Here is a 21,002-nt window from a genome sequence, read left to right as displayed (position 1 = left end):
ATGGGGAACCAGCTTAATGTTGCATTAATAGGAAATCCGAACACCGGTAAAACATCGGTATTTAATCAACTTACAGGTCTGAACCAGAAAGTCGGTAACTATCCTGGTGTTACAGTTGAAAAGAAGGAAGGCGTATGCCGGTTGCCGGATGGATCAAAGGCTCGCATTGTAGACCTTCCGGGGACTTACAGCCTCAACTCAACATCTCCCGACGAAAAGGTTGCCACTGATGTTCTGCTGAATCAAAAAAGCGAAGATTATCCTGATGTAGCGGTTGTAGTTGCCGACATTGAAAATCTTAAACGAAACCTGTTGCTTTACACGCAAATCAAAGATCTGAATATTCCAACCATTTTTGTCATTAACATGGCTGATGTGATGACACGGAAAGGAATAAGCATCGATATTGATTTGCTGGAAAGGGAATTGCACACTAAGATTTCATTGGTCAGTGCCCGCAAAGGAACCGGAATAGATAACCTAAAACAACTGATTCAGGATTACAATAGTCTTTCTCTTATGTCCTGTGTGAAATTTACTGATATTGATCCGGAGTATTTTACTTCATTTGAAAAGAACAGCACATTTTCGGACAGCTATAAACACTGGTTAAAAATTAACAGGGAAGTTTCAGAATATAAGGGCGAAAATTCTGAAGACACACTTCATGGAAAGCGGATTTCAGAACTGAAACGCTTGCAGCAGAAAGAAACCATTTTACGGTATCATTTTATCAATAAGGTTCTTAAACTTGCATATCGGAAAGATCTTTCAAAAGCAAGGGACTGGCGAAGCAGGCTGGACAGGATTTTAACACATAAGGTATTCGGATACATCATTTTTTTTATGATCCTGCTACTGGTCTTTCAGGGCATATACAACTGGAGCAGTTATCCCATGGATCTGATCGACAAACTGTTTACAAACCTTGCAGAGTGGGTCAGCAATACAATGCCACCGGGTGCACTTACAAACCTTTTTTCTGAAGGAATTATACCGGGAATTGGTGGTATCGTGATCTTTGTCCCACAGATTGCCTTTTTGTTTTTGTTTATATCGTTGCTGGAGGAAAGCGGCTATATGAGCCGTGTGGTGTTTTTAATGGATAGGATAATGCGACGGTTCGGGCTTAACGGGAAAAGCGTGGTTCCATTGATTTCCGGAACTGCCTGTGCCATTCCGGCTATTATGGCGACCCGAAGCATCGACGACTGGAAGGAGCGCCTGATCACCATCCTGATCACGCCATTTATCACATGCTCTGCCCGGTTGCCGGTTTATCTGATCATTATTGCACTGGTTATTCCGGATCAGACCGTAATGGGACTGAATTTGCAGGGTTTGACCCTTATGGGATTATATGTGCTTGGTTTTGTTATGGCCTTTTTATCGGCATTGGTTCTGAATAAAGTATTAAAAATGAAATCCCGGTCGTTTTTTATTGCTGAAATGCCGGCTTACAAAATGCCGTTGGCCAAGAATGTGTTATTGACGGTACTTGAAAAAACCAGGAGTTTTGTCTTTGTTGCAGGAAAAATTATTCTGGCCATCTCTATTGTCCTTTGGTTTCTGGCATCAAATGGACCTGGAAAGGATTTTAAAAATGCAGATGAAATTGTTCGTTCTGATCTTGCCAATTCTGGTCAAAGTGAAAAGGAAATTGTCACCGCTGTAGCCGCTTACAAATTGCAACACTCTTACATTGGTAAGTTTGGTCATGCCATTGAGCCTGTTATTCGTCCTTTGGGTTACGACTGGAAAATTGGCATTGCGTTGCTAAGTTCATTTGCAGCACGCGAGGTTTTTGTAGGCACCCTGGCTACGGTTTACAGTGTAGGCAGCGAGGAGGAATCGACTATAAAGAACAGAATGACGATGGAGGTTGATCCGGCTACCGGCAAAAAGGTATTTAATTTTGCTACAGGCATTTCACTTCTTTTGTTTTATGCGTTTGCGTTGCAATGCATGAGTACGCTCGCAATTGTGAAAAAAGAAACAAACAGCTGGAAGTGGCCCCTTATACAACTGTTTTTTATGACAGGTTTTGCATACCTGGCATCCATGTCGGCCTATCAGTTATTAATTTAAAAATTTTGAATATGATTGATTTTCAGACCATAATGGTATATATCATATTAGCTGCCACGGTGGGCTTCATCATTAAAAGAGTTTTCTTTAAGAAAAAGAAACATTCAAAATCCCCCTGCGGTGAGGTGAACTGCAATTGTCACTGACAATTAAATTGCACTTCAGCTACTTTTGTCCGGTAGAAATCGCTTCGTGAATTACAGGACGATTATCTGACTTAATACGAAGCAATTTTAACTCAGCGCTAGTTCTTTCGGCAAGACTATCACCATCAACAAACACTCTGCCGGTATTTACAGGTATATAAATATCGTAGGGATCGTCATAATCATCCAACATTAAAAGTGCCATTTGATATTGTCGGATGCCATCCTCTGTGATCGTTCCCGAAACGACCTCCAGCCATTTATAATATGCGGTATCAGTACCGGTGTATTCTTCACCTTCCTGGATGGTGAAGGTTGAAAAATAATCATCATTGCCGGAGATAAAGGTTCCGTTTCCCACGGAGTGGGACCTGACGTTACCACCGGCATCCAAACCGTCAATTTCAACATCTACAGTTAAGGCATCCTTATTCTGGTTATAAACATGATAGCGCTGGTCATACCAGTAAGAATATTCATTATGAGATTCATCAGGAACTGAACTTGCTTTCATTACCAACGGCTTTGCTAAAAAGTACCCTTCAATATCGGGTGGGTTTTTGCCTTCGTTAATTGACATCCCCAAATCGCGTAACGACTGAATAGTACTGTCAGGCACAAAATTTTTAATATCGTCACTGAATCCTTTGCTGTCATCGGTCTTTTTACATGAGATTGCAGAAATAACCAAAATAACAGAGATAATCACATAGCATGAACCTTTCATAATGTATATGTTAACAGATTAATAGTTTACAAATTTTGGGGAGTAATACCGGTCTTTAAAGATGGTTCAATTTAAGGAAATATAATACGCATACAAAATATGTCAGTATTTTCTTTGTCAGAACACGACATTCAGAAATCATTTAAGTTAAAAATTAACCGGTTATATACCTTTTATAAATGCTTCCATCCGCTTAAAATGAGATCCTTTCCAGAACACTTTGTCGCAGGAGGAGCAGTAGTAAAACTCATCATAGATTTCAGCTGTATCCGGTTCTACCATATTTAGTATCTCACTTTTAGCCTTTGGGCTCAGGATTGAATTGCATTCCATGCATCTGGTAAAGGGTTTAAACTGACGGTACAAATCGAATTTTAATACGATCTCACTCAATTGCTCTTCCTTTTCAGTAGATCTGACATAATACCCATGCGTTACTTTTTTCGATTTCAGCAACAGTTTATCACGGGTCAGGATAATACGGTTTTCATGCGCGGCTGTTTCAATGATTTCCTCATCACCAAAGTCATTTCTGTATAAGGAGTCAAATCCCAGCATGCGAAGATATCCGGCCAGTTTTCCAAGGTGAGCATCAAGAATAAAAGTGCTTGTGCATAGTGGAGTATGATGATGGTGGATTACTTTACTGATATCAAGTTGCTCAAAAGCAGGATAGAGAGAAACATTATCATTTTCTTTTAGTTTATGGCCGAACCGGACTGGTGTGCTGTTTAACAAAATCAGATCAACTTCTGACAACGGAATACCGAGAGAGACAATTATTTCCTCTATGGTCACCGGCATTTTGACAGACATTGAAAACGATTTCTGCTTCTTATTCTGAGGAAGAAAGTCGTTCAGTTCTGCATAACACCGTATAGTGATGGGCTTAAGAATTTTATGTATTGGATGAGAAATCATCGCTGCATTTCTTCGGTTCCCTTAAAGTTATAAATTATTGGGAATAATACTGAAGGATACAAAAGAAGAGGCACGTTTTGGCGTGCCTCTGTATGCTCAATGTATTTCTTTTTACGTTAATGGTTTAAAACCACCATCTTTTTTGTATCAGTACTTCCGTTTTCGTAGTGGTTAACAACGATGATGATACCGTTCTGTGCCTGCAAGTCGTTTACAGAAATAAGCTGACCCGATACAGTGTATAATTCCTGTTGAATTACTGCACCTTTTGTTGACTCCCGGTTAAAAAAAAACTGAGATGTACTGGTATTAAAGTTACTGTTTACATCTACCGGATTAATTCCCCTGTGTGTGGGTGTGACCGGCTTAATGGTGCCGTCTTCGTTAAAATACAGCCTGTCAATGCAAATCTCACGGTGATAACCCGGTCCGTCGTTCAGATAGTTTTTGTTGATCCGGTGATATACAATGTACCATTCGTCGCGTCCGGGAATTTGTATAATGGAATTGTGAGCCGTTCCGTAGATCTCATTATCCGGATCCTGCTGCATCACAATAGGCTGACTGGCTACATTGATCGGTCCGGTTGGCGAATCAGATGTACCATAAGCCACATGGTAATTGGGTGAACCGGTATCATCAACCGACCAGAGGAAGTAATAAAGCCCGTCTCTGTAAAACACGTAAGTTCCTTCCCTGAAAGCATATGTAGCCAGTGTACCTCCCTGAGGGGTAATTACCTTAATGGTTTCCTCTTTAATGGACGTCATATCATCATTCAGTTCGGCTACAGCCATATAGCCGTTTCCCCAGTAAATATAAGTTTTGCCTGATACGGGATCTTCGAATACGTCACTGTCGATGATTTGCCCGCCAACACCATCCGGATTGGAGCTGATCATGGGTGAACCGGAATCCACAAACGGCCCGGTTGGATAATCCGATACAGCCACACCGGTTTTCTTTCCTCCGCTTTCACCGCTGAAGTAAAAGTAATACCGGTACTGATTATCAGCAATTTTCTTTTCTATGATACAAGGTGCCCATGCATTTCCCGTTGCCCAGCTGACCTGGTCGGTGCTGAGATCAAGAAAGGTTCCCTGGCTAGTCCAATTTACAAGGTCCGGCGATGAATAAACATCAAAATAATATCCGCCCCATCCGGCATAACCATCTGTGGTAGGATAGATATAGAAGAGGCCGGTCTGCTCAGAATAGAGCACTTCCGGGTCGGCATGAAAATCCGGGATTACCGGGTTAGCCCAAATCTCGGTTGTAACATTATAGGTAACTGAATTTCCATTCAGTGTAAATGTATATGCCACACTACCGTTTGTAAAATCCTGATTGCCAACAGGTGTTATCGTTGTTCCGGGGGTGGCATATAATTCCGGATCAAACGATGAAAGATCAACGCCATAATATACCGGAATATGAATGTTCTTACTTGTGCTGTTTATGTCAATACCGGCATCCCGTATATTCTTGTTCCGTACGCCAATGCCTGAAATTGAATTCAGGGCAGTAGATGGGAAAGCTTCTATCAGCCTGTTTACTTCAGCTTCAGAAATGGCTATGGATGTACCATGCCGTGCATCCATGGAATAGTTGTCCATCACATAACTGAAGTTTTTCAGATCGGGTGTCTCACAGAACTGATAATGTCCCGCACCATAGCAGTCATACATCAGAATCCATTTATCCTGATCAATTAACCTGAAAACACCGGCTCCCTCAACGGCTTCATCCGTCTGATCCACATTATCAAGAGGTGTACTCCATTGCGATCCGGGCGTTTCACCATCCTGTGGTGTAAGCGTTTCTGCAGTGACCTCGCTGATGCCTCCTATCCCTTCATTTTTGAAGAACATATGGTAAAGCTTATCCACATCGCTGAAAATGATATCACCGTCTATGGTAGCCGAACCTCTGTCAAACAGATACTGCGGTTCACCTTCAAGGTCGGTGAAGTCTGCATTGGCGTAGCAGTAAAATATCTTATCGTAAGTTACTTTTCCGTCACTGGTCAGCAATGAGAAATAAACCATGTATTTTCCGGCATCGGGATCGTAAATGGTTTGTGGTGCCCATACACGCAACACATTAGCCCACTGATCCGGCCACCGTGTAGGAAAATTAACGGTCGCACTGGTCCAGTTAACCAGGTCAGTTGATTTAAGTAACACAATACCACGGTTGCTGCTCCATCCTTCGCTGGATTTCATATCGGTTACTACCATATAAAATGTTTTGCCATCTTCGCAACGCAGGATATGCGGGTCACGAACAGCTTTTTTCAGTGCAATATCAGCCGAATTAATTACCGGATTACCATTGTTTAATGCCGTATAATTAAACCCATCGTTGCTTAAGGCAAAATGGATCTGTTCCTGCGACTGGGCATTACCGGTAAAATAGGTAAACAGATAGGCCGAACGGTCCTCTTTTTCTGCAATATAAATGGTAAAATCTTTTGTTTTGGTCACATTGCCTTTCGTCACAGTTGCAGTCATTGTAACCTGTTTTTTACCTTGTCCCAGTGGAGACGGCTTAAGTACACGACCCGATGTATTGATGAAATCAGGAGCGTCTGCGCTCCAGCTGACTTTTGATCCTTCAGCTGTTTTATAGGGCAGGATAACACTGCTTCTTGCATATGTTGTATTGCCTCCAATTTCAAGTCCCGAAAGGTCAATATCCACACTTTCTTCATCGGAATATTGGGGTAAAACAGTTATTTCAACCGGTGTGGAAGCCGAGTAGGCATTCCGTGTAAGTGTTGCTGTCATGGTCACGCTTATCGGATCGGACCCGAAAGAAGGCCGGTAAACCGTTCCGTCTGAAGTTACAACTGATTCATCAGAACTTGACCAGGAAATGGAAATATTGTTACTCAGACTTCCCGGCAAGGCAATTTTAGAACGGATTTCATCCTTATTCTCAATGGTAACACTGCTTAATGCTGCTGTAACGATCATGCTGTCCAGGGTGTGGTTCAGTACAGATGTTTCAGCACTTACACTTTCTATTTCAGTTCTGTTAATAGCCCCATTGTAAACTCTGAAATTACTGTAAACCGCGTTTTTCAGATAACCATCACCGGCATAACAGGAACGTCCAAGGAAATTGTATCCTGTTGAGCCAAGCGATCCGGGAAGTTTACTGATGGTGCCATTGGCTATCAGATCCGCATCGAGGTAAATATAACCATGACCGTTCAGCTGGGTGTAGGTCAGATTTACCCACTTGCCTTTCATCATAGGCACGCCTGCATCAAGCTCTTCTTCGCTCCAGTATCCGGTATTCGAAATGGCATAGCGGGTGGAGATAGCAGTTAAAAACATGTTTCCGTTAGCATCCGTTCCCATATTATCTGAATTGGCAAACGTCCAGATAAAATTACCATTTCCTGTCACTGAAGTACCTTCAGGGATATAAATATTCGTTGAAACAGAAAAACTATCCAGTGTGACAATGACATCACCAAATGCTGCACTAAAGTCAAAATAACCGTTCTGGTCGCCAAGATCCAGTACAGGAACTGTGCCAAAGGTAGTCAGTTGTGCACCGTTATGCAGCGATCCGGTATATGTATTTTTACTGTCGGATGCTGAACTGAAATCAAACTCTGCCAGTAATTCAACGGCATCAGAGCTGGTTTTAAGGCCGGATAATGCTTCTATCTGCGCTGAACTGAGCGCACCGTCATAAATTCTGAAGTCAGCATATTTGGCATTTCTCAAATAAGCATCTGCAGAATAACAGGATCTTCCCAGGTAATTGTAGCTGGTTTTGCCAAGTTCTGACGGTGTCATGGCAATTTCTCCGCTAACCGTCAGAAGACCATTGTAGTAAAGAGATCCTGTACCGTTTTGCTGTACAAAGGTAACCGTAACCCAGGCACCTTTTTGCAGTGCTGAACCGGTTTGAATGCCCTCTTCTCCTGTCCACCGGTTTGGTGTTATGGCATACCTGCCGTTTTTTGCACTAAAAAACAGGCACCCATTGGCATCTGTTGCAATATTATTTGAATTGGCTATTGTCCAAACAAAGTTCCCGTTGGACGTTATGGAAGTAGATGAAGGAATATATAGTTTACAGAAAACCGTGAAGTCATGAAGGGTCGTTACAAGATTTCCCAATCCGGTGCCCATATTAACATACCCGTTTCCGCTTCCCAGTTCAATAACCTGCATGTTGTCAAACGAAACGATTGAAGCTCCGTTCACTAGATCAGCGGAAAAGCCGTTGCCCGATGCATCACTGATGGTTGTGGCATTTAAGGCCTCTGTTGCAGGATTATAATGTAACTTAAGTGTCTGTGCCGAAAGAATATTAACCGACGAAAAAAGAACTACGGTTAACAAAACGAGTTTAAAAATGTGTTTGCAGGTTTTAGCCATTTCTGTATATTTTCAATAGTTAAATGATGTGTTTTTTTACCACAGTTGCAAAAATAAGCTTTCAAAGCCATATAAGAAGAGAATAATTGTGCAAAGAGTTTCATTTTTTCGATTATAAAGAACCAATAATATGCCGGAAATGATATTGATAGGAAGAAATGTTGTACTTTCATCTCCGATTTTTTTAGAGCATGGATAATCTTTGGTACAAATTTCTGGATCTTTATTCGGGCAGTTATACGCAGAAAATACTCATTGAGGCGCTTGATCTGTTAAATCAGCTTTGGCCCTACCTTGTTGCCGGAATTGTGCTGTCCTCTCTGGTTAAAGTTTTTGTATCTCGACAAGCCATAGCGGGTATTTTTACCGGGCGTCGAAATGCGATGACCATTGTACTTGCAGCACTGCTTGGTGTGCTTTCTCCGCTGGGCAGTTATATCATTATTCCGTTAAGTGCTGCTTTGTTTGTTGTTGGAATACCTTTACCCGTACTGATGGCTTTAATGGTCTCTTCTCCTATTATAAATCCGAATCTCTTTTTTCTTACGGCCGGAGCCATGGGTTATGAAATGGCTGTCATGCGGGTTGTATCTGCATTTTTGCTGGGTGTGACTGCAGGCTATCTTACACAGTTTCTGATTAGAAGGAAAAAACTTACGCCAGAAGCAATTTTAAGATCTTCACCCGATCTGGAAGCCTGGATACAGACGGAGCAGGATATCAGTTTTAAGGCATTTTTCAGGGATCTGTACCGGATGACACGGTATGTCAGCAAATACTTTTTTCTGGCCATCGTTCTGGCGGCAGCAATCAAGATTCTGGTCAATCCCTATTACGTGGTTCGGTTTTTAAGTGAAAACTCCTTTTTATCCGTGTTGATAACAACAGGTGCGGGTGTCCCGTTTTACGTTTGTGGTGGAGCCGCTATTCCTGTGGTTCAGCAGTTATCAGAACTGGGTTTGCCCGATGGAGCTGTACTGGCTTTTTTTATTTCGGGTCCTGTAACCAAAATTGCTAACATTGCCATGATGCAAAGTGCATTCAAAAAAAACATCCTGAGCATCTATCTCATTACCGGCATTGGAGGAGCCGCAATTCTGGGTCTTATTTATACACTGTTTAAATAGTTGATTGCCAGCATTAAAACCGTTGTTTATTCCGGTGTTTTTATTAATTTTCCGCAATAAATCTATTTATAATCATATGAACCGGAATGTAACCCGTAAACCTTCAAAAAAGGGTGGAAAGAAATATTTAAAATACGCAATACTAATTCTTGCTGCGATATCACTGGATTTTGTGGTTTCACATGTTGCCGACGATCTGGTCACGTATAAATATGAATCGGAATTTGATGCCGTAACGGCAGCTACGGTAAAGGTTGGATTGGTTCCCTCTGATTATGATGGTCTTGAAAATCCTTCTTCACGCGATGCGGATATCACTTATGAACAGGTAGAAGATATGGTGAGAAAGGCCATTGATCTGCAGGGTGGTTTCGACTGGGTGATTGATAAAGGGGATAACGTGATGCTGAAGGTCAATCTTGTGGGGGCGAACAGTCCATCCGGGCAGGGAGAAAATACCGATGTCCGCGTTGTTAAAGCGCTGATAAAAATTATTGATGAGTTTACAGAAGGAGATGTAGAGATCGTGGTGGCAGAGGGTTCGGCCAGGACCAACGATGATCCGGAGTCATCCTCAAGCGTTTGGGCAAACTCTGGTTATACCGCTCTGAAAAGTGATACTTATCTGAATGGCATTAATTTCAGATTTCTGAACCTGAACCAATCCATCGATGATGTGGTGGAAGTGGATCTGGGAGATAAAGGGATGTCTTCCATACAGGGTTCTGTTTATGGTGTTAATGCTGCTGAACTACAGGCAGATGTTTATATTGTGGTCCCGGTACTGAAAATTCATGATACAGGTATTACAAATGCCTTAAAGCTGCAGGTAGGAACAGCACCGGGTTGTTATTACGGTTATAACAAAATGGCCGGCACAACGCATTCACCCGGATTGTATCACGATGTAGGCTTCAGAAGATGGACAACAGAAATGATCGTTGACCTGTGTAATATTGCCGATATTGACTTTGTGGTGGTGGATGCGCTGATGTGCCTTGAAACGTATAAAACATACAAAGGTGATAACCAGGTCAGGATGAATACCATTATTGCAGGCGTTGACCCGGTTGCGGTAGATCACGTTTGTGCAGAACTGATGGGATTAAACCCGGACGATATTGCCCACATCACCCTGGCCGAAAAAGCGGGGCTGGGAACAAACGATCCTGATAAAATCAATGTGGAGGGTGCGACAATCAGCGAGGTAGCCAAACGCGTTAAAAAGAATACATCTGAAAACGGGAAATTCGGTCAGAGCAACAGAACGTGGATTTTATCAGGACCTTACGAGGGAACAAGTATTGCCACAGAATATATCCCGGGGGAAGCTTCTGTAAAGGCTGTTTCGGGTCAGGATGGATGGACACAGCCGGTGTATTTCTTTGATGACAGGATAGACCTATCATCGTTTTACAGCGAGCAGACCAACATTGTATGTTATGCATACACTAATGTTTATGCACCCAAAGCTCAGGAAGCGGAGTTATGGCTTGGCGCACAGGAAGCAATTTACGTCTATCTGAACAGCGAACTGGTTTACAGTTCCACAACCACAAAGACTTACGGTGATAACGACATTGGAAGTAAAGTGGCCACTGTTCAGCTGGCTAAAGGGGAAAATGCTCTTATGGTTAAAACACTGAACCGCTTTGGAGATTACAGTTTTGCACTCAACATCTGTGAGCCCGAAACAAATTCTATTTATGCCGGAAACCGTGTAAAAGGGCTTAAGTTTTACCAGACTTCCGGTTCTACTCCATTGCAGAAAGCAACAGGAGAAGGTAAGTTGAAGATCACGCTGGCACCTAATCCTGCAAGGGATTTTGTTAACATCAGTGTTGCTGCAGGAGCAGATGAACCGGTCAGGATAATCATTACAAATCTTAAAGGTCAAACCATAAAATCATTTGCCGGAATTCGTGGTTCACAAACATTGAACTGGGATCTGCAGGATGAAACAAATCGTAAAATTCAGGCGGGTACCTATCTTTGCATCTGGGAAAGCAACGGTAAAAGGCAGACCATAAAGTTTATGGTTAAATAGTTCAGAACGGAATAATTATCAGATCAACATGACCGTTTATCAACTGTTTTATGTATGGTTTTGAGCATAGTCACGCCTATTTTTAGTATTTCTGTATCATTAAATTCATTTATATCCCGGCTGTAACCCCTTTAAATAAAGGGATGTAGTTAAAAACAGAATTATTCTGCGTTTTAAGCTGATTTAAGAGCAAGAGTCACTACTTTTGCCCTCCTATGATTCTATCCCTGAAATTACTCCCACAGCTTACATTTTTACAGAACAGTCAGTAGCATGAGATTTGAAGATCTGGAATTAATTAAGCCTTTACTTAAGGCATTAGAGGACGAAAAATATGAGGTTCCAACCTCGGTTCAGGAAAAAGCGATACCACATATATTGAAACGCAGGGATGTACTGGGCAGTGCGCAAACCGGAACGGGCAAAACCGCCGCATTTGCTATCCCAATTCTGCAGCATCTGTATCAGGACCGTCAGAATCAGAATAGTCCGCGTAAAATTAACGCGCTGATTATTACACCTACGCGGGAACTGGCGATTCAGATCGGAGAGAGTTTTTCTACCTACGGAAAGTATACCGGATTAAAAAATACGGTCATCTTTGGCGGAGTGAATCAGACAGCCCAGATCAGAAGGTTACGCAGTGGCGTGGATATTCTGGTGGCAACACCGGGCAGATTACTCGATTTAATGGATCAGAATTATATTCGCTTAAACCATATTGAATATTTTGTGCTGGACGAGGCAGACCGGATGCTTGATATGGGTTTTATTCACGATATCAGAAGGATCATCGCTAAACTTCCCGGCAAACGGCAGTCCCTGTTTTTCTCTGCTACGATGCCGAAAAACATTGTGGATCTCTCACGGAAGATATTGAATAATCCGGTTAAGGTTGAGGTTAGTCCGGTGTCGTCTACCGCTGAAACCATACAGCAATACCTTTATTACACCAACAAATCAACAAAAAAGGATCTACTGCAACATATTCTTAAAGACCGGAAGATGGATCAGGTTTTGCTGTTCTGTAAGACCAAGCATGGTGCTGACAGAATTGTACGCAATCTGTTTAAGCAGAAGGTGTCTGCTGCTGCCATTCACGGCGATAAATCGCAGAACCAGAGGCAAAAGGCTTTGGGTAAATTTAAGGATGGAGAGATCCGGGTTTTGGTGGCTACTGACATCGCAGCACGGGGAATAGATATTAACAAGCTGAAATACGTGATTAATTACGACATCCCGAATATCGCTGAAACCTATGTGCACAGAATTGGACGTTCAGGCCGCGCCGGAGATGAAGGCGTTTCCATTTCTATTTGTGAACCGGAAGAAAACGACTGGATCAGGGATATTGAAAAACTCATTGATCAGAAAATTGAGATCATTACCGATAATCCTTTTCCGCAGACGGACCGCCCAATGACAGCAAGTGAAAAGCAGGAGTTCGAAAAGGAGAAGTTGCTGAGAAAGCAGGAATATTTTGCCAACAGACATAAAAATCAGAAAAGACCGGATAAATCACACTCGGGCAGGCAAAAGAAATAATGATAACTTTGTATGGAATCATAAAAAAATCCCATGCAACCGCTTATCGATCATATACAGATTACAGTAAAAAACATAAAAGTAGCAGAAGCATTTTACGATAAGTTTCTGCCTATCCTTGGTTTTGACATCAACAGAAAGGTTGAGGCATTTATCAGGGAACACGACTTTCATGTGATTGAATATACGCACGATAACCTTGCTTTTGCCATTACCTCGCCAAGAAAAGCCTTTCAGAACGACAGTATAAACCGTAGAAAACCTGGCGCCTTGCATCACCTGGCGTTCAGAGCAGAATCAAGAGGTGAAGTGGATGATGCTTACGTGCAACTATTAAAGATTGGTGCTGAAATTGTGTCTGAACCACAGATTCATCCGGAATACAGCGATACGTATTATGCTGTTTATTTTAAGGATACCGAAAACATTAAATACGAGATTGTCTGCAATAGCTGACTTTAAGCTATAAGAAATTATTTCTAAATTTGAGATCTTATGAAAGGAGTCTCAAATTTTATTCTCATTATATTATTCCTGCTGCTTGATCCATATGAGGTATTTGGAGAGGTAAAGCTGCCTGCTTTAATAAGCAACGGCATGGTATTGCAGCGCGATATACCATTAACCATTTGGGGTTGGGCTGATCCGGATGAAGAGGTTCAAATTATTTTCAGAGACAAAAGCTATGCAACGAAAGCTGATACCCACGGCAAGTGGAGCACAGAGTTAGATGCTTCTGAAGCAGGCGGTCCTTACGACATGCAGATTAACACCATTACCATCCATGATATTCTGATTGGTGATGTATGGTTATGTGGAGGACAATCGAACATGGAACTGCCACTGAGCAGGGTTACCGATCTGTATGCTACAGAAATTGATCGCATAAATATTTCTGATATCCGTATTTTTCGCGTACCCATAAGCTATCATTTTCAGGAACCACAAACCAGACTTCCGGGAGGCTACTGGATGAAAGCAGTGCCGGCTCATATCAGGTCTTTTTCTGCTGTTGCGTATTTTTTTGCCGCTGAACTCCAACAGCGCTATCACGTTCCGGTTGGCCTGGTGAATATTGCGGTAGGTGGTTCGCCGGCTGAAGCATGGTTGAGTGAGGAAAATTTGAAACACTATCCTGAATATGCCGAAATGTTGAAAATCTGTTCAAACCCCTCATATGTTGACAGTGTGGAATCGTCGGACAGGAATCGTCGAAACGTATGGTTTAAAAAGCTGAACGCCAATGATCCGGGGGTGGCACTTTGGTCAGAATACGGAGTGGATGTGTCCGGCTGGCCTTCCATTTCACTTCCGGGATACTGGAATGATAAGGGACTGGATTTGATAAACGGTTCGGTCTGGTTTCAAAAAAACTTTGATGTTCCGGATAAACTTTCAGGCAGAGAAGCAACGCTTCGCCTGGGACGAATTATTGACAGCGACTCAGCATTTTTAAATGGTGTTTTTGTTGGATCTGTTGGATACCAGTATCCACCACGCATTTACAAGGTGCCGTCCGGTGTTTTAAAATCCGGACGAAATGAGCTGATGGTCCGGGTAGTCTGTCCGAGCGGTAAGGGGGGATTTGTGGTCGATAAACCCTATAAAATTTTGATTGATTCTCTGGCTGTTGATCTGACCGGCATGTGGAAGTATCATCCGGGAGCAGCTATGCCACCATTAAACCCTCAAACGTTTTTTCGCTATAAACCTGCCGGCTTATACAATGCCATGCTTTTTCCGGTCCGGGATTTTGAATTTAAAGGCGTGATCTGGTACCAGGGAGAATCAAACACCGCGAAACCGGATGAATACAGGCAGCTGTTTCCCGATGTCATTAAGGATTGGCGTTCCACATTAAATAGTAGTAACCTGCCATTTTTGTATGTTCAACTGGCAAATTACGGGGAAACATCCTGTTGTCCCACCGGGAGTAAATGGGCTGAACTCAGAGATGCGCAGCGAAGGGTTTTAGACCTTCCAAAGACCGGTATGGCCGTAACGATCGATATAGGGGAATGGAATGATATCCATCCCCTGAATAAAAAAGAAGTGGGGCATCGCTTAGCCCTACAGGCAAATAAAGTTGCTTATGGTGATACCGGAATCATAAGCTCCGGTCCGCTCTATGAGCATATGTCAGTGGAAAACAACAGCATTGTCCTTACGTTTAAGTCCACAGGTACAGGGTTTAACACCAATTGCAGGCTGCAGGGATTTGAAATTGCCGGTTCAGATGGACAATTTGTGGTGGCTGAAGCTGATTTTGTGAGCCAAAATTCCATCAAAGTCTGGAGCAACAAAATACAGCATCCACAAGCGGTCAGGTATGGATGGGCTGACAATCCTGCGTCTGTCAACCTTTACAATTTAGAGGGCTTACCGGCTTCCCCTTTTACAACTGCAGACTGAAACGATTTTGGAAATATGGCCTGGAAGGTTGTATATTGTACTGATTATTAAGGATGATCACATGGTTTGAACCACAAAGAGTTAACGTCATAAAAGTAATACGCCAGCATAAAGTAACATGAATAGGGTTAAAGACCTCATATTTATTGTATTGCAGTTGTACTTTTTTGCTGTACCTGCTCAGAATATTGCTGTGGTTAGCGGGAACACGGTAGCTGTAGATAACGGCATGATTGAAGCTCAGATTGATGGTGGAAAGATGATTTCGGTGAATCTGAAGGGAGAAGCCAATCTTCTGAATAATGGCGGATACGGTTATTTTTCCTACAATGACGATAACGGTTTTTTTTCACCCTCAGCACTGCAGCCCGGCATAAAAGTAAATACAGCCGAAATAGCAGATATCTATTTTCGGAAAGTCGATAATTTTGATATTGAAATGCACTTTGTGTTTCGAAAAAACGAGTCCGGCTTTTATACTTACTTCGTGGTTTCGGATGCCGGACTTGCCGGTAAGTCGCTTGGACAGTTGCGGTTTGCCTTTCGCGTGGATAAGGACATATTTGATTATGCCTGGACTGTAGAACGCCAGGGCCCCATGATTCATCCGGATGTGCTGGCAAATTATGTGGAGGAAATTCAGGATGCGACCTTCCTGCTTCAGGATGGCTCCATCTATACCAAATATGACTGGTGTACCTATAAAATTTACGACGATCTGCATGGCCTTATGGGTAATGGAACAGGTGTTTGGAATATAGAAGCCAGCCATGAATACATTTCCGGCGGTCCAACCATGCAGGAGACCACACTCCATGGGACAAATACAACGCCCATATTGCTTTGTCCCTTTTTAACGGGCCATTTCGGGAGTGAAACCATAACGCTACAGGATGAATATACACATTGGAGCAAGATCTTTGGCCCTGCATTTATTTATATCAACAGTGGAACCAATGAAGAAATAATTGCGGATGCCAGGCAAAAGGCTGCAGAACTGAAATCAGAATGGCCGTACCAGTGGCTTGAACATGATTTGTTTGCGCGCTCACGTGGCAACTTAAACGGAAAGCTGGATATAAAAGGCCGTGGAATGGTGGATAGTGCCATGGTGGTGCTGTGCAAAGCCGGGCCATCCTGGATTCCTGAAGAAGGGCGCTGGCAATGGCAACCTTACGATTATTTCTTTTGGGCTGAAGCCGATGAAAACGGGAATTTTAAAATTGAAAAGATCATTCCCGGAACCTATACCCTGTATGCCTATACGCAGAAAGGCAAATTAATTGATGAGCTGAGACAGGATAACGTGCTTATCAGCGAAGGGAATAATGATGCAGGTATCATTCAGTGGGATGCTAAAGACAGAGAAAAAACAATATTTCAGATAGGGGTAGCAGATCATAAATCCGGCGAATATAAGCTGGGAAACATGCCAAGAGCCTATGGCCGTTGGAAAGAATCACCCTATGAGCTGACCTATAACAGTGAAGTCGATACTCCACGTGTTAACTGGTATTATTGTCAGCGGGTGAACAGCACCTGGGATATAAATTTTAACATAGCAGATGTTTCTGTTTTGAATGATCCTGTAATTAAAGTAGCGCTGGCTGGCGTGGATGCCGGGCCACACCTCGATCTTATCCTGAACGGTGAAACCGTTTCGGTGAACGATCTTTGGAGTGACAGCGGAATCCGCAGATCCTCACTGACCAGTGGAAAATACAAATGTATAAGCTGCGATATGGATAAAAGCCTTTTACAGGAAGGTGAAAACACCCTGCAACTCAGAAGTTACGGCTCAGCACAGGAATATAAAGGAATAATGTACGATGCGATCATCCTGGAAGCCGATACCAGCAAAAGTGTGCATGACCCGTCGCTGGCATCACTCACGGTAAGTACAGGTCAGCTTAGTCCGGCATTTAATTACAGAATCGGCACCTACGTTGTTTCTGTCCCACAGGGTACTACAGTGTTCCCAACCGTATCAGCCCTTGCTGTAAACGAAAATGCAATGGTTCATATTGATAACGTGACCGAAATTCCGGATACCGCATATGTGCATGTCACAGCGGATGATGGGATATCTACAGCTACCTACAGGATCATTTTTGATTATGCAACATCAATACAAACTGTTAAAATGGATGTGGAAGATGAAAGCAAGAGGGTAGATGTTTATACGGTTTCAGGCCGTTGTTTACGTTCAGGCGTTGAAAAGGAAAAAGCACTGAAGGGATTGGAAAACGGAATTTACATTGTAGGACAAAAAAAAGTAGTTGTTACAGAATCAAAATAAACAATAAAATAAATCTATTGATGGAAACAAAATTAACCGGTCGAAGGGCCTCGGGTCTCTATTATGCTCTGCTTTTTCTAATGGTATTATCGACCATTGCATGTGTGCCGAAATCCAGTCAAAATGGGTTGGCATTAAAGGATGCGTTCAAGGGTAAGTTTTATATTGGAACAGCCCTGAACGGAGCCCAGATAACAGGTAGGGATACCTTAGCTGTCCGTATTGTAAAGGAACAGTTTAATGCCATCGTGGCTGAGAACTGCATGAAGAGTGCATCGCTTCAGCCGGAAGAAGGTCGGTTTAACTTTTCGCTGGCCGATCAATTTGTGAAATTCGGGGAAGAAAATGACATGTTCATAACGGGTCATACCCTCATATGGCACTCCCAGATTCCCGGATGGTTCTTTACAGACAGCCTTGGAAAGGATGTCACACCGGAGGTATTGAAGGAGCGCATAAAACAACATATCCTTACTGTTGTCGGCAGGTATAAAGGACGTGTGAAAGGCTGGGATGTGGTGAATGAGGCCATCCTGGATGACGGATCATACAGACAAAGTAAATTTTATCAGATACTGGGTAAAGATTTCATCAAACTGGCATTCAGGCTGGCACATCAGGCTGATCCTGAAGCAGAGTTATATTACAACGACTATTCAATGGCAAATGCCGGAAAACGTGAAGGTGTTGTCAAAATGGTGAAGGAACTTCAGCAGGAAGGCATTCGGATTGATGGCATTGGTATGCAAACACACATCGGATTAAGTTACCCGGATTTAGCAGAATATGAAAAAAGTATGGAAGCCTTCGCAGGTCTGGGGCTTAAGGTCATGATCACAGAAATGGATCTTACGGTATTGCCTTCACCATGGGGAAATACAGGGGCTGAAGTTGCTCAAAACAAGGCATACCAGGAAAAGATCAATCCCTATAAAGACGGATTGCCTGATTCTGTTTTGCAAAAGTTCAATGCCCGTTACCTTAATTTTTTTGGTCTCTTTATAAAACATCAGGATCAGATTTCACGGGTTACCTTCTGGGGTGTGACCGATGCCAACTCCTGGCGTAACAACTGGCCGGTGAGAGGACGAACGGATTATCCCTTGCTGTATGACCGCAGTGGCAGAGCCAAACCGGTAGTTACGGAAATCATACAGGAAACCAAAAAATAAAGTAACAAACAACACAATCCGGTCAAAATGCCATAACATGACACGAACACTTTTACTTCTCACGCTGCTATTATGCCTGAACATCACTGCAGAAGATGGTCATCAGCTCTGGCTCAGGGCACAGAACAACGGTCAGGTCACCGTAAAATATAAAACAGGTTCTCCTACACTGGATATTGCTGCACAGGAGTTACATCAGGGATGGCAGGGTAAAGATGGCGCCAGAATCAGACTGATAATTAAAGGGGACAGAAGGATTACAGGAGATGGATTCCGGCTGACACGAAACAGGATTTACGCTCAAACAGATCTGGGTATTCTCTACGGTGTATATGAATTGCTGCGTCGTCAGCAAACCGGAGCACCCATTGACAAGGTTATTCAAAATCCATCGTATGATCTTCGTCTGCTGAACCACTGGGATAACCTCGATGGGAGCATCGAACGTGGCTATGCCGGTTCATCGATATTCTGGCGCAAAGGCAAAGATGCCTTTACTGTTACAGCACAGGACAGAAACCTATGGAAGGAGTATGCGCGGGCAAATGCGTCGGTCGGGATAAACGGGACTGTTTTGAATAATGTCAATGCATCACCTCAAATGTTAAGTCCAAAGGTTTTGAAGAGGGTTCAGGAGATCGCTGATGTACTGAGGCCTTATGGTATAAAACCTTATCTGGCGGTTAAATTCTCCTCTCCTTCGCTGATCGGCGGACTTAAAACGTCTGATCCGCTTGATCCTGATGTTATAGGATGGTGGCAGGAAAAAGTCAGTGAAATATATGCGCTTATCCCCGATTTCGGTGGATTCCTGGTCAAAGCTAACAGTGAGGGACAGCCTGGGCCACAGGATTTTGGCCGGTCCCATGCCGATGGGGCCAATATGCTGGCCGATGCATTAAAGCCGTATGGTGGAATTGTGATGTGGCGCGCCTTTGTTTATAAACCTTCCGGAGACGACCGCGTCAAACAGGCTTATGACGAATTTGTCCCTCTGGACGGAAAGTTCAGGGATAATGTTATCATCCAGTCCAAAAACGGGCCGCTGGATTTTCAACCGCGAGAACCCTTCAGTCCGCTATTCGGAGGGATGAAAGAAACGGCTGTGATGCCGGAGCTGCAGATCACACAGGAATACCTTGGGCAAAATGTTCACCTGGTTTTTCTGGCGCCCATGTGGGAGGAGTTTTTTAACAGCGACACTTATATGGAGGGTCCCGGAAGTACGATTGCCCGATACACGGGTGGTGACATAATCCCTTTTCAACATACGTTGATTGCCGGTGTGTCAAATATTGGTTCTGACCCAAATTGGTGTGGTCATCCCTTTGCGCAGGCCAACTGGTATGCTTTTGGAAGAATGGCCTGGAGCAATAGCTTAACGAGCGAACAGGTCGCAGATGAATGGCTGAAGCTGACATTTTTGAATGCCCGGGAAGAACTTTCGGATACTTCCTTATGGTTCCAACATTTTTTGCACCCGGTAAAACAAATGATGATTGAAAGCCGTGAAGCAGCAGTGAATTATATGATGCCGCTTGGGTTGCATCACTTGTTCGCCGCAAACGACCATTATGGTCCGGCTCCATGGTGGAATCCCGCAGATTGGCGTAAAGACTGGACCAGACCATATTACCATCAGGCTGATGATAAAGGTATCGGTTTTGACCGGACCCGGAATGGAAGCAATGCAGTCAGCCAGTATAATGAACCATTGCCATCTGTTTTTAATGATTTGAAAACTTGTCCTGAAAAGTACCTGCTTTGGTTTCATCATGTGCCATGGGATTACAAGCTGCATAATGGTAATACCTTATGGAATGAGCTGTGTTACAGGTATGATAGTGGTGTTAAAGAGGTAGATAAATTTCAAAAAACCTGGAATAATATGGGATTGTATATGGATTCCGAACGGTTTTATCAGGTTCAGGGTAAATTGCGGGAACAATACGATAATGCCCGTATCTGGAAGGCTGCCTGTCTGCTCTATTTTCAGCAGTTCAGCGGAATGCTTTTACCTGATAATGTAGAACCACCGGTTTACAGGCTGAACGAACTGATGCAGATAGATTAAAAGTGATAAACGACATATTAACGCATTAAAGGCATGAGTTT

Annotated in this window: 12 protein-coding genes; 9 read left to right on the top strand and 3 right to left on the bottom strand. The window is 43.0% G+C overall.

The window, feature by feature from the left end; genetic code table 11:
• Entirely contained in the window at positions 1 to 2,088 is a 2,088-nt protein-coding gene (feoB, locus tag ACE1ET_RS07990) for a ferrous iron transport protein B (protein ID WP_375727858.1), read from the top strand.
• A gap of 165 nt (positions 2,089 to 2,253) precedes the next feature.
• On the opposite strand, the gene ACE1ET_RS07985 is transcribed toward feoB, so the two are convergent.
• The 3 genes from ACE1ET_RS07985 to ACE1ET_RS07975 all read right to left on the bottom strand — a co-directional run bounded on the left by ACE1ET_RS07985 (position 2,254) and on the right by ACE1ET_RS07975 (position 8,285).
• Positions 2,254 to 2,961: a hypothetical protein gene (locus ACE1ET_RS07985; protein WP_375727857.1), complete on the bottom strand. Its 708-nt coding sequence runs from the start codon at positions 2,959 to 2,961 to the stop codon at positions 2,254 to 2,256.
• 162 nt (positions 2,962 to 3,123) lie between these two features.
• Positions 3,124 to 3,882, bottom strand: coding sequence for a Mut7-C RNAse domain-containing protein (locus ACE1ET_RS07980; RefSeq protein ID WP_375727856.1), 759 nt, complete (start codon positions 3,880 to 3,882; stop codon positions 3,124 to 3,126).
• Positions 3,883 to 3,998: 116 nt separating this feature from the next.
• Positions 3,999 to 8,285, bottom strand: a complete 4,287-nt coding sequence (locus tag ACE1ET_RS07975; RefSeq protein ID WP_375727855.1) for a family 43 glycosylhydrolase — start codon at positions 8,283 to 8,285, stop codon at positions 3,999 to 4,001.
• 191 nt (positions 8,286 to 8,476) lie between these two features.
• Between ACE1ET_RS07975 and ACE1ET_RS07970 the strand changes: the two genes are divergently transcribed.
• From ACE1ET_RS07970 to ACE1ET_RS07935, 8 genes are all read left to right on the top strand, one after another.
• Entirely contained in the window at positions 8,477 to 9,412 is a 936-nt protein-coding gene (locus ACE1ET_RS07970) for a permease (protein ID WP_375727854.1), read from the top strand.
• A 76-nt stretch (positions 9,413 to 9,488) separates the two neighbouring features.
• A complete protein-coding gene (locus ACE1ET_RS07965; RefSeq protein ID WP_375727853.1) occupies positions 9,489 to 11,459 on the top strand; it encodes a DUF362 domain-containing protein in 1,971 nt (656 codons plus the stop codon).
• 273 nt (positions 11,460 to 11,732) lie between these two features.
• Positions 11,733 to 13,004 carry a DEAD/DEAH box helicase gene (locus tag ACE1ET_RS07960; RefSeq protein ID WP_375727852.1) on the top strand — a complete coding sequence of 424 codons (1,272 nt, stop codon included), beginning with the start codon at positions 11,733 to 11,735 and terminating at the stop codon, positions 13,002 to 13,004.
• A gap of 33 nt (positions 13,005 to 13,037) precedes the next feature.
• Entirely contained in the window at positions 13,038 to 13,460 is a 423-nt protein-coding gene (locus tag ACE1ET_RS07955; RefSeq protein ID WP_375727851.1) for a VOC family protein, read from the top strand.
• A 39-nt stretch (positions 13,461 to 13,499) separates the two neighbouring features.
• A complete protein-coding gene (locus ACE1ET_RS07950; RefSeq protein ID WP_375727850.1) occupies positions 13,500 to 15,416 on the top strand; it encodes a sialate O-acetylesterase in 1,917 nt (638 codons plus the stop codon).
• Between the two features lie 118 nt (positions 15,417 to 15,534).
• Complete coding sequence (locus tag ACE1ET_RS07945) at positions 15,535 to 17,715, top strand: polysaccharide lyase family protein (RefSeq protein WP_375727849.1); 2,181 nt, start codon at positions 15,535 to 15,537, stop codon at positions 17,713 to 17,715.
• Positions 17,716 to 17,735: 20 nt separating this feature from the next.
• Positions 17,736 to 18,887: an endo-1,4-beta-xylanase gene (locus ACE1ET_RS07940; RefSeq protein WP_375727848.1), complete on the top strand. Its 1,152-nt coding sequence runs from the start codon at positions 17,736 to 17,738 to the stop codon at positions 18,885 to 18,887.
• Positions 18,888 to 18,924: 37 nt separating this feature from the next.
• Positions 18,925 to 20,961: an alpha-glucuronidase gene (locus tag ACE1ET_RS07935; protein ID WP_375727847.1), complete on the top strand. Its 2,037-nt coding sequence runs from the start codon at positions 18,925 to 18,927 to the stop codon at positions 20,959 to 20,961.
• Positions 20,962 to 21,002 lie beyond the last annotated feature (41 nt).

Source organism: Quyinboa mangrovi, assembly GCF_042219825.1.
GTDB lineage: Bacteria > Bacteroidota > Bacteroidia > Bacteroidales > UBA5342 > JBHJHP01.
The sequence above is the reverse complement of the archived record's forward strand: the minus strand, read 5'-3'. Positions and strand labels throughout refer to the sequence as shown.

Bases quoted from the DNA above. Each gene is read 5' to 3' on its own strand.
- feoB (WP_375727858.1), top strand. From the start codon at position 1: ATGGGGAACCAGCTTAATGTTGCATTAATAGGAAATCCGAACACCGGT.
- ACE1ET_RS07985 (WP_375727857.1), bottom strand. From the start codon at position 2,961: ATGAAAGGTTCATGCTATGTGATTATCTCTGTTATTTTGGTTATTTCT.
- ACE1ET_RS07980 (WP_375727856.1), bottom strand. From the start codon at position 3,882: ATGATTTCTCATCCAATACATAAAATTCTTAAGCCCATCACTATACGG.
- ACE1ET_RS07975 (WP_375727855.1), bottom strand. From the start codon at position 8,285: ATGGCTAAAACCTGCAAACACATTTTTAAACTCGTTTTGTTAACCGTA.
- ACE1ET_RS07970 (WP_375727854.1), top strand. From the start codon at position 8,477: ATGGATAATCTTTGGTACAAATTTCTGGATCTTTATTCGGGCAGTTAT.
- ACE1ET_RS07965 (WP_375727853.1), top strand. From the start codon at position 9,489: ATGAACCGGAATGTAACCCGTAAACCTTCAAAAAAGGGTGGAAAGAAA.
- ACE1ET_RS07960 (WP_375727852.1), top strand. From the start codon at position 11,733: ATGAGATTTGAAGATCTGGAATTAATTAAGCCTTTACTTAAGGCATTA.
- ACE1ET_RS07955 (WP_375727851.1), top strand. From the start codon at position 13,038: ATGCAACCGCTTATCGATCATATACAGATTACAGTAAAAAACATAAAA.
- ACE1ET_RS07950 (WP_375727850.1), top strand. From the start codon at position 13,500: ATGAAAGGAGTCTCAAATTTTATTCTCATTATATTATTCCTGCTGCTT.
- ACE1ET_RS07945 (WP_375727849.1), top strand. From the start codon at position 15,535: ATGAATAGGGTTAAAGACCTCATATTTATTGTATTGCAGTTGTACTTT.
- ACE1ET_RS07940 (WP_375727848.1), top strand. From the start codon at position 17,736: ATGGAAACAAAATTAACCGGTCGAAGGGCCTCGGGTCTCTATTATGCT.
- ACE1ET_RS07935 (WP_375727847.1), top strand. From the start codon at position 18,925: ATGACACGAACACTTTTACTTCTCACGCTGCTATTATGCCTGAACATC.